This is a genomic window from Vibrio sp. Vb1026, assembly GCF_033338745.1.
Taxonomy (GTDB): Bacteria; Pseudomonadota; Gammaproteobacteria; order Enterobacterales; family Vibrionaceae; genus Vibrio; species Vibrio alginolyticus.
The window spans coordinates 95,871-110,023 of record NZ_JAWOTH010000003.1 but is presented as its reverse complement, the minus strand read 5'-3'; the positions used below and the strand labels follow the sequence as shown (position 1 = coordinate 110,023).

The following is a 14,153-nucleotide window of genomic DNA, read 5'->3' as shown; positions in this document are numbered from 1 at the left end:
AACAACCGGTTTTCTGTGGGCTTGATAACGTGCTTCACTTAACATCAATCTGGGTTTAATGTTAATTTATTCGCGAAATGAATAAGTTGAACATAGGCAGGTTGATGAACAAGGACAAACAAAACAGCATTTACGAAAAGATCGTTAATGACGAAGATGCCCGTGCCTGTAAGGCGATTCCTGAATCAGCTTGTCATCAAGTTCCCGGCAACTTTCTTAAAATCATTCTCGCTCAGTTTTTAACGAAGGTCGGCGATGCGTTAATCAACCCTAAAGTCACGTTGCCGTGGATACTACAAAGTATTGGGGCACCGGTTTACTTAATTGGTTGGCTGGTTCCTATTCGTGAGTCAGGATCCCTTATCCCACAACTTAGCATCGCGCACTACATCCGACGCATTCCAGTAAGAAAATGGGTCTGGGTAATTGGCAGCATCTTGCAGGCTCTTTCCATATTTGCAATCGGATTGGTCGCATTAACTCTAACAGGAGCAGCTGCGGGTTATGGTGTGATTGCATGTCTTGTGATCTTCAGTCTCTCACGCGGTTTAAATTCCGTCGCATCAAAAGATGTATTGGGCAAAACCATCCCTAAAAACCAACGAGGTCAAGTCAACGGCTGGTCTTCAAGCGCTGCTGGCCTGGTTACGCTGCTTTTCGCTAGCCTTCTGGCACTAGCCTGGTTATGGGACGTAGAGCCGACAGAGCGCTTTTACGGTCTGAGTTTAGGCTTAGCGGGCGTCATATGGCTCATCGCGGCATTCGTCTATGCGCGAATTAATGAGTATGCCGGTGAGGTAGACGGTGGTCGAAATGGCGTCCTCGAAGCATTTAAACAACTCGCGTTACTTAAGACAGACGTGACCTTTCGTCGATTCGTTATCACGCGGACACTATTTTTATGTTCTGCGCTGAGTGCACCGTACTACGTTGTGCTGGCACAGCAATCTCTGGGTGGACAGCTCTGGGTGCTAGCTCTCTTTATGTTTGCGAGTGGCTTAGCCTCCTTTGTGTCAGGTCCTTTCTGGGGAAGAATGTCCGATCGCTCTAGCCGCAGTGTGATGGTCATAGGCGCAATGATGAGCGCGCTACTTGGTGTTGTGTTATTTGTTTACGATACATGGGTCACCGCTAGCCAAAGCTTCCTATTCGTGATTCCTCTGCTTTACTTTTGTGTTTGTATTGCCCACGACGGAATACGAGTCGGACGAAAAACCTATTTAGTTGATATCGCAGAAGGTGACAAACGGACGAGCTATGTAGCCGTGAGTAACACAGTGGTTGGGATAATGCTGCTTCTAATGAGCTCTCTTGGTGTTATGTCGAACTTCTTGAGCCTTTCAGCTGTGGTGTTAGTGTTCTCTTTTATTACTTTTGCTGGCGTGGTAATGGCCAAACAACTGCCAGATATCAGTGACTAGTTCTATACAAAAAAGCTGCGCTCAAAGCGCAGCTTTTATGGTAAACACACATTAAAAGGCTAGAGTTTTACCGCCAATTTAACACCTTGACGAATCGCACGCACAGCATCAAGTTCACCCGCATGGTCAGCTCCGCCAATGATATGAATCTTCTCTCCAAGTTCAGACCATTTATCTTCAAACGGACGTACAGACTCTTGCCCAGCACAAATGATAACTTTGTCTGCATTAAGTACCTGCGCGCTTCCGTCTACATGAATGTGCAAACCTTGATCATCAATTCTATCGTAAGACACGCCGCCGACTAAATGTACGCCCCGTTTTTCAAGGGTACGTTTATGGATCCAACCTGTCGTTTTACCCGGACCTTTACCTACACGACCTTTACGACGCTGAAGTACCCAGACTTCTTTATCGCTGACCGCATCAGGGTAAGGGTATAAACCGCCCGGCTGAGACATCTCCTTGTCGATTCCCCATTCATGCAACCAGTCATCCAACGTTTGTCCAACTGGCTCTGTGAGCATGGTCGCGACATCTACGCCAATGCCACCAGCACCTACGATAGCCACTTTCTCACCGACTGGCGTTTTGTCTCGAATGAGAGTTTGATAGTCGACGACTTTCTCTGGGTTATCAATTCCATCAATATTGACTTTACGTGGCTCAACACCCGATGCCATCACTATCTCATCATATTCTGTGAGTAAGTCATAGTTCGCTTCCGTCGATAAGTGCAGATTCACGCCTGTTTCATCAATACGGTTAGCGAAATATCGTATCGTCTCTCGAAACTCTTCCTTACCAGGGATCTGCATCGCAAGACGGAACTGACCACCGATGCGGTCGTTCTTTTCGAACAAATCAACCTTATGGCCACGTTCAGCCAGTGTGGTCGCACAAGCCAAGCCCGCAGGTCCAGCACCAACAACTGCAATGTTTTTCTTTTTAAAGGCTGGTTCAACAACAATTTCGGTTTCATAGCACGCTAGAGGGTTCACTAAGCAACTGGCGCGCTTACCTTTAAACACGTTATCTAGACACGCCTGATTACAACCAATACACGTATTAATAAGCTGCGCTTTTTCCTGTTCGGCTTTAGCAACAAAGTAAGGATCGGCCAAGAATGGGCGCGCCATCGAAACCATGTCGGCATGACCTGAAGATAAAATACGTTCTGCTTCATCTGGCGTATTTATACGGTTGCAAGTGATAATAGGAACCGAAACGTGAGGTTTAACTTTTTCCGTAACCCATGTAAACGCACCGCGTGGTACTTGAGTCGCAATTGTCGGAATTCGAGCCTCATGCCAACCGATACCCGTATTAATAATCGTGACGCCAGCCTCTTCAAGTGCTTTCGCCAATTCGATAACGTCTTCAAAAGTGCTGCCCTGCTCGACAAGATCCAGCATAGAAAGACGGAAGATGATGATGAACTTGTCACCTACCGTCTTGCGTACCGCTTTAACAATTTCTAGCGGAAAACGCATACGTTTTTTATAGCTGCCACCCCATTCGTCGTAACGCATATTAGTACGTTTACATAAGAATTGGTTTATCAAGTAACCTTCCGAGCCCATTAACTCGACGCCATCATAACCAGCAAGCTGTGCTAACTCCGCACTATTAGCAAACGCGTCGATGGTTTTCTTTATCTGGCGGTCGCTCATTTCACTCGGAGCAAACTTTGCAATTGGCGCTTTAATGCCAGATGCACTTTGCGAGAATGGATGCATTGCATAACGCCCAGCATGGAGAATTTGCAACGCAATTTTACCACCGTGCTTGTGCACCGCTTCTGTCACAACTTTATGGGCTTTAGCATGTTTTGGCTTGCTGAATTCAGCACTCAACGGGTGTAAACGACCGCGTAAGTTAGGAGAAAAACCTCCGGTTACAATCAGTCCGACACCGCCTTTCGCGCGTTCTTCATAAAAAGCCGCGAGCTTCTGTAATCCTTCTTTGTGCTCTTCTAAGCCAGTGTGCATTGATCCCATCAGAACTCGGTTTCGTAATTGTGTGAAACCGAGGTCCAGTGGCTTTAATAGGTTTGGGTACATGGCAGACATCACTTAACATCCATTGTTATTATCATGGTCTGACCAGATTAAGCCTGCTCAACCAAAAAATCAAACAAGCGTTTACATTTTTGTAACACCGATCAATCTCGTGTGAAAATATGCCAATTGTTGAGTGGTCGTGATAAGCTAAAAAAATGTTATCTTTTGAGATCTTAGAGATAAGAACCCATACTTTGTTAGACTCGGCGTAACTATCTCGTTATGGAGACAAGATGAAAAAACTCTTCAAATTTATTGGTTTGATATTTAAAGGGATATGGAAAAGTATCACTTTCATCAGACTCGCACTGGCAAACCTAATTTTCTTGCTGATGATTGCCGTTTTCTACTTTGCCTTTACTTATACCGGAGACGGTCAACCTGTCGTCGAAAAAGAATCGGCATTGGTGATGAACCTTTCAGGCCCAATTGTCGAACAAAGACGTTATGTAAACCCAATGGACTCTTTTGCTGGTTCCCTTTTGGGTAATGAGCTACCGAAAGAAAACGTCCTTTTCGATATCGTTGATACTATTCGCTACGCGAAAGACGATCCTAAAGTGTCTGGATTAGTGCTAGCACTGCGAGACATGCCAGAAACAAATCTCACGAAACTACGTTACATCGCGAAAGCGTTGAACGAATTTAAAGCATCAGGCAAACCCGTTTACGCCGTAGGTGATTTCTACAACCAAAGCCAATATTACTTGGCAAGTTACGCCGATAAAGTTTATCTGGCACCTGATGGTGGTGTATTGATTAAAGGTTACAGCGCTTACTCAATGTACTACAAAACGTTACTTGAAAAGCTTGACGTTTCTACTCATGTTTTTCGCGTAGGTACTTATAAATCCGCTATCGAACCTTTTATTCGTGATGACATGTCCGATGCGGCGAAAGAGTCAGCAACACGTTGGGTTACTCAATTATGGAGTGCTTTTGTTGATGACGTAACAACAAACCGAAACATTGATGCGAAAGTGCTTAATCCAACCATGGATGAGCTGATTAACGAGATGAAGTCTGTAAATGGCGATATTGCTCAGCTCGCAGTCAAATTGGGGCTAGTGGATGAACTCGCGACACGCCAAGACATTCGCACTCTATTTGCAAAACAGTTTGGTAGCGACGGCAAAGACAGCTACAACGCGATTGGTTACTACGACTACCTTGCAACGATTCGTCCTGATTACACACTACCTCAACACGACATCGCCGTTGTTCTAGCCAGTGGCGCGATTATGGACGGTCAACAACCTCGCGGAACTGTTGGTGGTGACACGGTCGCAAGCTTGCTGCGTCAAGCACGCAATGATGAAAAAGTGAAAGCGGTCGTGTTACGAGTAGATAGTCCAGGAGGCAGTGCCTTTGCTTCTGAAGTGATTCGTAACGAAGTAGAAGCTCTGAAGCAAGCAGGTAAGCCGGTTGTTGTATCCATGTCGAGTTTGGCCGCTTCTGGTGGTTATTGGATTTCAATGAGCGCAGACAAAATCGTTGCTCAGCCAACAACCCTGACGGGCTCCATTGGTATATTTAGTGTCATCACCACGTTTGAAAAAGGCTTTAGCAAGTTAGGTATTAATACTGATGGCGTTGGCACATCGCCGTTCTCAGGTGACGGTATTACCACTGGCCTTTCTGAGGGCGCGTCTCAAGTGTTCCAGTTAGGTATCGAGCACGGTTACAAGCGCTTTATTTCTCTAGTTGGCGAGAATCGCGATATGTCTCTAGAGGAAGTTGACAAAGTTGCTCAAGGTCGAGTTTGGACTGGCCAAGATGCACTATCCTTTGGTCTTGTCGATCAAATGGGTGACTTTGATGATGCTGTAGAGCTAGCGGCGAAACTAGCGAACGTGACCGATTATGGCATTTACTGGGTAGAAGAGCCTCTTTCACCTACTGAACTATTTCTACAAGAGTTTATGAAACAGGTGAAAGTCTCTCTAGGTATTGATGCAACAAGCTTGCTACCAAAAAGTCTTCAACCCGTAGCTCAACAATTCGAACAAGACGCAAGCTTGCTCCAAAGCTTCAACGATCCTAAAGGTCAATACGCATTTTGTTTGAACTGCCAAGTGCAGTAGTTTTTCCATCAATATTACAAAGGGCACTTCTACTTGAAGTGCCCTTTTTATTAGGCTTTGCATCTCCTCAGATGACTTTCTGATGCTGTGCGTATAGCCTCGCATCTCAAGGTTATTTAGGTATATAATCCCCGCCTCTGTTCCCCTACACGAAAGAAAAAACGATGACTAGAAAACACATCTACATCGCTTACACCGGTGGTACCATCGGAATGCAAAAATCCGACCACGGCTATGTGCCTGTTGCTGGCTTTATGGAAAAGCAATTAGCAAGCATGCCCGAATTCCATCGTCCTGAAATGCCGGATTACACCATCCACGAATACGACCCTCTGATTGACTCATCAGATATGACACCTGCTGACTGGCAGCAGATTGCGAATGATATTCGTGACAACTATGACAAATACGATGGTTTCGTTATCCTACATGGTACTGACACCATGGCGTACACAGCGTCCGCATTGTCTTTCATGCTTGAAAACCTTGGTAAGCCAGTGATTGTAACGGGTTCACAAATCCCTCTCGCAGAGCTGCGTTCTGACGGCCAAGCAAACCTATTAAACGCGCTACATATTGCGGCAAACTACCCGATCAACGAAGTAACTTTGTTCTTCAATAATCAATTGATGCGTGGTAACCGCAGTACAAAATCTCATGCAGACGGTTTTAATGCCTTTACTTCACCAAACCTTCCTCCACTATTGGAAGCTGGGATCAATATTCAAGTTAGCAACAGCGTAACCGTTGGTGCACAACCAGAAGGTGAGTTTAAGGTTCACAACATCACGCCACAACCAATCGGTGTGATCACCATGTACCCTGGTATTTCACACGAAGTTATCCGCAACACGCTTCGTCAGCCCGTGAATGCGATGATTCTTCTGACTTTTGGTGTCGGTAATGCTCCTCAGAACCCTGAGCTGCTTGGTCACCTGAAAGAAGCCTCTGAGCGCGGCGTTATTGTCGTAAACCTAACTCAGTGTTTGGCAGGTAAAGTGAATATGGGCGGATATGCCACAGGTTGTGCGCTCGCAGACTCTGGTGTTATCAGTGGCTTTGACATGACGCCCGAAGCGGCGCTGGCAAAACTACACTACCTTCTAAGCCAAAACCTTTCTTACGAAGAAGTAAAAGAGAGAATGCAACAAGTACTGCGTGGTGAAATGAGCCTGTAAGTTCAAGCTTTCTGCGATCTAAAAAGCCCAATACAATTTGGGCTTTTTTCTTTCAAAATCAAAATAATAAAATTTTGAGAAATAAGGCGTAAGGATTAATCAATGTTCGGATTCACACGAACAATATCGCTCTCTTCTCCGCTGAATTGTTTTTTAAGCTCTTGTTTTGATTTAAAACTGATTTCACCACCGGCTGCAACCGTCATATGCTGCGCATCAGTATTATGTTTTGATTGATACAACATCACAGCTTGCATACACGAATCTCGCTGCTCTTTAGAAAGTGTTGTACCCTCAGGCCATCTTCCCGTTTCTACTGCATAGACTAAGCGATCATAAACTTCTGGAGTCATCGCTTGTAATAGTTGTTCTGCGTCCATAGTGTACCTTCTTATTACATTCTATTTACAGAACATAACGGGTTAAGAAACTGAGTCAAGAATACGAAAATGAATTGGTGTAACGGATCACAAGCAAAGCCATGAAAAGAACAAACTGGTTACTTCTCAGCCTCGCATGTTTTGTGCTATCGGGCTGTTTTGAAGGTAACGTGACAACCGAAGAGTTGTGCCAAAAAACACCAGAACTGCGTTGCGAGCAGCTCAATATGGATGACGGCCAATGTCGAATTCCAAGAACAAATTTGGTTTGGCATCGGTTTGAGCAATTGAAAAACCCATCGGAAGCAAACCAAATCATCGAATACGGTCTGGTCGCTGAATATAGGAAATGCTTAGAACTCGCCTCCCAGATCACCCCTATTGATCAAAGTGCTCTCAAAAGACAACGCTTTAATGCATTGGTACACAGTATTGATGAGCTAGAGCGCATTGTAAACGAGTTAAAAGGTTCAGAAGACCCGGCTACTTTGTATTTCTTATGGTCTCAAACGGGAGATACTCAAGCTCGGCGCGCATTTTTACAAATGGAAGGGTCTCCCCAATTAAATAATGCTGAGATGCAATATGCATTAGCCACTTTTTATACCAACCGAGATACCAAGAAAACCCTGGAGCTTCTTAATAACGCGTTGTCTTTATCTGATGAAGACAACATCAATCCGGTCATTCTCAAGTCAATGGCAAGTATTCATCAAGGGCTTGGAGACAAAGAGCAAGCGTATCTATGGGCAATGGTCGCGAAGAGATTCGACGTACCGCTTGCTGATGAAAAGCAGCTCCAACGTATGTTCAATTTCAGTCATCCAGAGCGATATAAGCAGTTGGATGAATTAGCCGAATCGGTGGCGAAAGCCATAGAGAAAGGTATCTATTCCCCAACAATGATACCCAGTGAGATATAAACGAAAAACTCCCGCAATGAGCGGGAGTTTTTATTTAAGTCGAGCGACACTCAGATCACTGTTGAGCTTGAATCATCCTGAAAGGATAAAACAATCTCGAGCACAATTTTGTCGTTATTATTCTGATTTGTTGAAAATTAACGACACAGAATTAACACAAAAACGCTCTCCTGTGGTCTGTGGGCCATCTTCAAAAACGTGCCCTAGATGGCTATCACACGTTGCACAACGAATCTCTGTACGTACCATTCCGTGACTTAGATCTTCTAAATAGCGCACCGCTTGATCGTTGATAGGCGCATCAAAACTTGGCCATCCGCAGCCAGAGTCATACTTGTTATCAGAGACAAAGAGAGGGGCATTACAACAAGTACAAGCATAAACACCAGTTTCCTTATTATGCAGTAGCTTACCGCTGAAAGGAGGCTCTGTACCTTGCTCTCGGCAAATACGGAACTCTTCATCAGACAGTTGCTCACGCCACTGTTCATCTGACTTCGTCACTTTTTTCCCGCTTTGTTCCACGACTTTCGGCTCCTTATTTACTGTTCTTGGTATTGACTTTTTTAGCAAAAAACTTGCTTCTCTTAACACTTGTAGCACATACTTTCTCACCAGGACACCATGAGTAATTAATTTGATAAGAGCACTTATCTCACCAGTTATATTACGCCAACTGGGCTACAGAAGAATCAGTTAAAAGTTTAAAAAACGTACATTTGCAAAGAATTGTTAAAAAAAGCGTCGCTTTTTTTTGACTTTAAACAAGTTAAGTCCGATTATCACTTGCAGATGTTTACTGGATTCTGTAATTTTACTACCAGTTATCTTTAATCAGAAATTAAGTTGTGGAGCAACTATAATGACTATCAAAGTAGGTATTAACGGTTTTGGCCGTATCGGTCGTTTCGTATTCCGTGCAGCGCAAGAGCGCAACGACATCGAAGTAGTAGGTATTAACGACCTTATCGATGTAGATTACATGGCATACATGCTTAAGTATGACTCAACTCACGGCCGTTTCAACGGTACTGTTGAAGTTGAAGGCGGTAACCTAATCGTTAACGGTAAAACTGTACGTGTTACTGCAGAGCGCAACCCTGAAGACCTAAAATGGGACGAAATCGGTGTTGACGTTGTAGCTGAAGCAACTGGTCTTTTCCTAACTGACGAGACTGCACGTAAGCACATCACTGCTGGCGCGAAAAAAGTTGTACTAACTGGTCCTTCTAAAGACGCTACTCCAATGTTCGTTAACGGCGTAAACTTCGACACTTACGCTGGTCAAGACATCGTTTCTAACGCTTCTTGTACTACTAACTGTCTAGCGCCTATCGCTAAAGTTCTTAACGACAAGTTCGGTATCGAATCTGGTCTTATGACTACAGTTCACGCAACTACAGCAACTCAAAAAACTGTAGATGGTCCTTCTGCTAAAGACTGGCGCGGTGGTCGTGGTGCTTCTCAAAACATCATCCCATCTTCAACTGGTGCTGCTAAAGCTGTAGGCGTTGTACTTCCAGAAGTAAACGGCAAACTAACTGGTATGGCTTTCCGCGTACCAACTGCTAACGTTTCTGTAGTTGACCTAACTGTTAACCTAGTTAACGGTGCTTCTTACGAAGACATCTGTAAAGCGATGAAAGAAGCTTCTGAAGGCGAACTAAAAGGCGTTCTAGGCTACACTGAAGATGCAGTTGTATCTCAAGACTTCATCGGCGAAGTTTGCACTTCAGTATTCGATGCTAAAGCTGGTATCGCGCTAACTGACAAATTCGTTAAGGTTGTATCTTGGTACGACAACGAAATCGGTTACTCAAACAAAGTTCTAGACCTAATCGCTCACATCTCTAAGTAATTAGAAAGTTAGCAATTAGCGAATAACTTCGTTAAAGAAAAGGCGGCTCTAGAGTCGCCTTTTTTGTATCTGGAATTTGAGAGAATGCAGGCTCGATGTTGCATTTAATGTGCGAAGCGCGTCTAAAAGCTCTCCCCCAGCGATAGGAAACTACACATGGATTTAAAAACTCTCCCAGCCCTAACGGTGCTATCTGATAACGTCACTATCGTTGAAGTTGATCAGATAAAAATCGTCCGCGTGATTCATGACAAAGCAACGGCAGGCATCTCGCTACACGGTGGTCATGTCGTGTCGTTCACGCCTGAAGGTCAAGAAGATCTGATCTGGATGAGCGAAAAAGCTGTCTTCGATGGTAAAGCTGCTCTTCGCGGTGGTATTCCGGTTTGTTGGCCTTGGTTTGGGCGTATTGCTGCTCCAGCTCACGGCTTTGCCCGCACCGCAGAATGGGAGTTGGTTGAACATCGTGAGAACCATAACGGTGTGATTGTTGAACTTGCTCTGTTCCCGACAGAAGAAATCCACGATATTTGGCCCCATATGTTTGACGCTCGTTTGGTGATTGAAGTGGGCGATGAGCTAAAAGTGACGCTCAAAGTCATGAACATTGATGACGAGGCTTGGACCTTCTCTGGCGCATTACATACTTACCTAAACGTTGGAGACATTAAGCAAGCACAAACGACAGGCATGGGTGCCGAGTACATTGATAGCTTGAAAGCTGATGCGGTATGCCAAGGTGGTAATGTTCTACAACTAACTGACACCATTGATCGCGTTTACACGCAACCAGAAGCGAAAATTTTGGTAAAAGACCCGGTATTGGATCGTACGCTAAGCGTACACAACCAAGGCCACAACTCAGCAGTATTATGGAACCCTTGGGCAGAAGGTGCGCAAAGCATGGGTGACATGGCTGACGATGGTTATCAAACCATGTTGTGTGTGGAGTCTGCTGTTCATGCACCAAGTATTGAGCAAGGTCAAACGCTCCAACCAGGTGAGACACATGAACTTGTCACTGTCATTTCAGCGCAGTAAGAATCACCATATAAAGGCCGGGATACCCGGCTTTTTTTGTAATAAAAGCTCTGCTTAGATGGTCCTATCTTTACTAACTTATTGGTTACTGGTCACTTTTGACGGTTTCATTAATAAATATCAAAAAAATTGATCATATAAACCGATAGCATACCGATACAAAACTCATAAATAATAAAAATATCAGGAATTAGTCTATGTTAGAGAGATACCGAAATCAAAGTGTCGGATTCCAGTTGAAACTGGTGATCACTTTGTGTCTATTCATTGCTTTCAGCAGTATTGCAGCGCTTGTTTACCGCAACGCTTCCGATGTTCTATTGGAAAGCACACTGAAAGAACACCAATCTAAAGTAGAATCAATGGCAAAAACCATTGCTGGCCAATTCGATGCTTACCTGCACACCGCTAAAGTCCTCGAATCTACTTTTCGCAATGGCTACCTTGCCGGTGTCTATGTCGAAAATTACACGGTTGACTTCATGGGACATGAAGTACCAAACATCACTCAATACAGTGAAAGCTTAATTAATGACACCAAGTTGGTCGACAGTTTCACACGTGATACCGGCGCTATAGCAACGCTATTCGCACCATTGGGTGACGACTTTATTCGGGTGTCCACCTCCCTAAAAGATCCACAAGGTCAGCGAGCGGTCGGAACCACGCTAGGCATCAACCATCCTGGTTATCAGCAACTTAAAGCAGGACAACCGTATTACGCTCAAATTAAATTGTATGGCGAGCGCTACATTACCTACTATGCCCCAATCAAAGATGCGACAGGAAAGGTAGCAGGCCTATCGTTTATTGGCTTACCAGTAGACCAAGCGACACAAACCTTGTTCGATGCACTCGAAGAGATAAAATGGGGCGACACTGGTTACACCATTATCGTTGATAACGACGAAAACAATCTTGGTAAATACCTACTTCATCCAGCAAAAAGCGGCTCAGATTCGTCAATACTAGAAGTCGCCGACTACAATGGTCACAAGCCTTTTGGCCAGATTTTCGAACAATCTAGTGGATTAATTCGCTACCCTTTCGAGTACCAAGGTAACGTAGGCGAAAAGTATCTTGTCTACACAGAGGTTCCAGGTTGGAACTGGAAACTGCTAGGTGGTACGTTTATCAAAGAAGTAACAAAAGGTAGCGACACGCTTCTCACACTCATTGCCATCATTTCTTCGGTAGCGGCAATCATTACTTTTGTTGTACTGACACTTTTCTTGAATCGCAGCTTACAACCTCTCACGACTCTAAACTCATACATGACTCGCTTAGCGGGCGGCGAAGTCAGCTTGAACATTCCAGCGTCTCGTAAAGCATCAAAGAATGAAATTACGAACCTGAGCTCGGGTGTCGCCAGTATGGCAAGTCAGCTCAATGAACTCGTTGGTAAGATCCGTTCAACAAGCGACTTAGTGGAGAGCAACTCCACCAGCGTTGTCAACGATGCACATAGCAATTTGACCCAAGCCGACCGACAACAACAAGAAGTCGAGCAAGTTGTGACAGCGATTGAAGAAATGGCCTCTTCCGCTCAATCTGTCGCACAACAAGTCGAAAGCATTGCGGAAAACGTACGCTCAGCAAATACTGATAGTCAATCTGGTCTCGCGATTGTTGAAGGCGTATGTATCGACGTTGCTCAACTTAACGATCAATTGGATCAATCAGCAACGGCTATCGAGCAAGTAAATCGCGATAGCGAGAGTATTCAAACCGTCACTAAAATGATTGATGAAATTGCTGAGCAAACCAATTTACTTGCCTTGAATGCCGCCATTGAAGCAGCACGAGCAGGTGAGCAAGGCCGTGGCTTCGCAGTTGTAGCAGATGAAGTGCGCACACTTGCGCACCGAACCCAAAGCTCAGTTCAAGATGTCGTGGAAATTATCGAGAAACTAAAAGGGTCGACTCATAATGCAGTTAATATGATGACAGACAGCCAACGCAGTGCAAACCAGGTCTTGGACAAAGCACAAGACGCGGGCACAGCATTAGAAGCCATCGCAGTACAAGTGCAGTCGATAGCCTCTCAAGCCGACGCCATTGCAGCGACTTCAGAAGAACAAGCTCAAGTTTCACAAGAAATTGCAGCAAATGCCCATTCTATCAGTGAACTTAACCGAGAAAGCCGCAACACGAGCGCAAAAACCTCGCAAAGTGCCATTGAACTTCAACAACAAGCACGAAACTTGAAAGAGCAAGTCGACTTCTTCCACTAATACTTAATAAGAGCCGACCCAGTCGGCTCTTTTTGTTTCACTTGAGACCATGCTTTTTGATAGAATTTGCCGCCCTACTTTCTGTTCGAGATCGTCATGAACTATCAATGCCCTCTATGCCACCAAGCTCTAGCGTTAAATGAAAAAACGTTTAAGTGCGAAAACAATCATCAGTTTGACTTAGCAAAAGAAGGCTACGTTAACTTGATGCCAGCGCACCACAAACGTTCTAAAGATCCTGGTGACAACAAAGAGATGATGCAAGCTCGTCGTCGATTCCTTGAAGGAGATTACTACAACCCAATGCGCCAAGAAGTGGCGCAGCTGTGTGCAACATACACTGAGGGGAGCACCCATCAATTATTAGATATTGGTTGTGGTGAAGGTTACTACACAGATCAAGTACAAAAGACGATAGAAACACAAGCGAACCATGCCACGATTTATGGCTTAGACATTTCCAAAGTTGCCATTCGTTACGCGGCGAAGCGTTACACGCACTGCAACTTTAGTGTGGCTTCTAGTCACCGACTTCCCTTCGCAAATAAATCCTTAGATGCCATTTTGCGCATTTATGCCCCGTGTAAAGCTGAGGAGCTGCAGCGCGTTGTAAAAAACGACGGCGTTGTTGTCACGGTTACTCCTGCTAGCCGCCACTTATACCAACTGCGTGAGCGCATTTATCAAGAAGTTCGTCTTCACAATGAAGAACCAGAACATATTGAAGGGTTTGAATTAGAGCACCAGCAGCATCTTAACTATGTTATGGACTTGAAAAACGGAGCCGCAATCGATTTATTGCAAATGACGCCATTCGCATGGAAAGCAACCGATGCTCTTCGTGAAGAGTTGAAATCCGCTACACTTTTCCAATGTGAGGCTGATTTTATGTTGCGTGTATATCGCAAAAAAACACTCAATTAATAAGTCAAAAAAAACAACAAACGCAAATAGTTATCATTTATATTGAT

At 44.5% G+C, this 14,153-nt stretch carries 11 protein-coding genes; 8 read left to right on the top strand and 3 right to left on the bottom strand.

The features are described from left to right. The first annotated feature begins 104 nt into the window (after positions 1 to 104). Positions 105 to 1,421 (top strand): MFS transporter, encoded by a 1,317-nt coding sequence (locus tag R7E47_RS07050; protein ID WP_213866418.1) that lies wholly within the window; start codon positions 105 to 107, stop codon positions 1,419 to 1,421. Between the two features lie 59 nt (positions 1,422 to 1,480). Here R7E47_RS07050 and R7E47_RS07045 read toward each other — a convergent pair whose 3' ends face one another. Then, positions 1,481 to 3,493 (bottom strand): NADPH-dependent 2,4-dienoyl-CoA reductase, encoded by a 2,013-nt coding sequence (locus R7E47_RS07045; RefSeq protein WP_170890467.1) that lies wholly within the window; start codon positions 3,491 to 3,493, stop codon positions 1,481 to 1,483. A 224-nt stretch (positions 3,494 to 3,717) separates the two neighbouring features. Here R7E47_RS07045 and sppA point away from each other — a divergent pair, with 224 nt between their 5' ends. Further along, positions 3,718 to 5,568, top strand: coding sequence for a signal peptide peptidase SppA (gene sppA / locus R7E47_RS07040; RefSeq protein WP_005380705.1), 1,851 nt, complete (start codon positions 3,718 to 3,720; stop codon positions 5,566 to 5,568). Between the two features lie 164 nt (positions 5,569 to 5,732). Then, on the top strand, positions 5,733 to 6,746 hold the full coding sequence (gene ansA / locus R7E47_RS07035) for an asparaginase (protein ID WP_017635822.1): 1,014 nt from the start codon (positions 5,733 to 5,735) through the stop codon (positions 6,744 to 6,746). Positions 6,747 to 6,841: 95 nt separating this feature from the next. Here ansA and R7E47_RS07030 read toward each other — a convergent pair whose 3' ends face one another. Next, positions 6,842 to 7,126, bottom strand: coding sequence for a YeaC family protein (locus R7E47_RS07030; protein WP_005380700.1), 285 nt, complete (start codon positions 7,124 to 7,126; stop codon positions 6,842 to 6,844). A 101-nt stretch (positions 7,127 to 7,227) separates the two neighbouring features. Here R7E47_RS07030 and R7E47_RS07025 point away from each other — a divergent pair, with 101 nt between their 5' ends. After that, entirely contained in the window at positions 7,228 to 8,049 is an 822-nt protein-coding gene (locus tag R7E47_RS07025) for a DUF2989 domain-containing protein (protein ID WP_042522503.1), read from the top strand. Positions 8,050 to 8,166: 117 nt separating this feature from the next. Here the strand turns inward: R7E47_RS07025 and msrB are convergent, their stop codons facing one another. Next, complete coding sequence (msrB, locus tag R7E47_RS07020; protein ID WP_042522504.1) at positions 8,167 to 8,574, bottom strand: peptide-methionine (R)-S-oxide reductase MsrB; 408 nt, start codon at positions 8,572 to 8,574, stop codon at positions 8,167 to 8,169. Between the two features lie 337 nt (positions 8,575 to 8,911). Between msrB and gap the strand changes: the two genes are divergently transcribed. From gap to rlmA, 4 genes are all read left to right on the top strand, one after another. Continuing rightward, on the top strand, positions 8,912 to 9,907 hold the full coding sequence (gene gap / locus R7E47_RS07015; protein WP_005380697.1) for a type I glyceraldehyde-3-phosphate dehydrogenase: 996 nt from the start codon (positions 8,912 to 8,914) through the stop codon (positions 9,905 to 9,907). A gap of 156 nt (positions 9,908 to 10,063) precedes the next feature. Beyond that, positions 10,064 to 10,948: a D-hexose-6-phosphate mutarotase gene (locus tag R7E47_RS07010; protein ID WP_033907352.1), complete on the top strand. Its 885-nt coding sequence runs from the start codon at positions 10,064 to 10,066 to the stop codon at positions 10,946 to 10,948. Between the two features lie 197 nt (positions 10,949 to 11,145). Further along, positions 11,146 to 13,182, top strand: coding sequence for a methyl-accepting chemotaxis protein (locus tag R7E47_RS07005; protein ID WP_318084000.1), 2,037 nt, complete (start codon positions 11,146 to 11,148; stop codon positions 13,180 to 13,182). A gap of 96 nt (positions 13,183 to 13,278) precedes the next feature. Beyond that, positions 13,279 to 14,106: a 23S rRNA (guanine(745)-N(1))-methyltransferase gene (rlmA, locus tag R7E47_RS07000; protein WP_186584759.1), complete on the top strand. Its 828-nt coding sequence runs from the start codon at positions 13,279 to 13,281 to the stop codon at positions 14,104 to 14,106. The last annotated feature ends 47 nt before the right edge of the window (positions 14,107 to 14,153 follow it).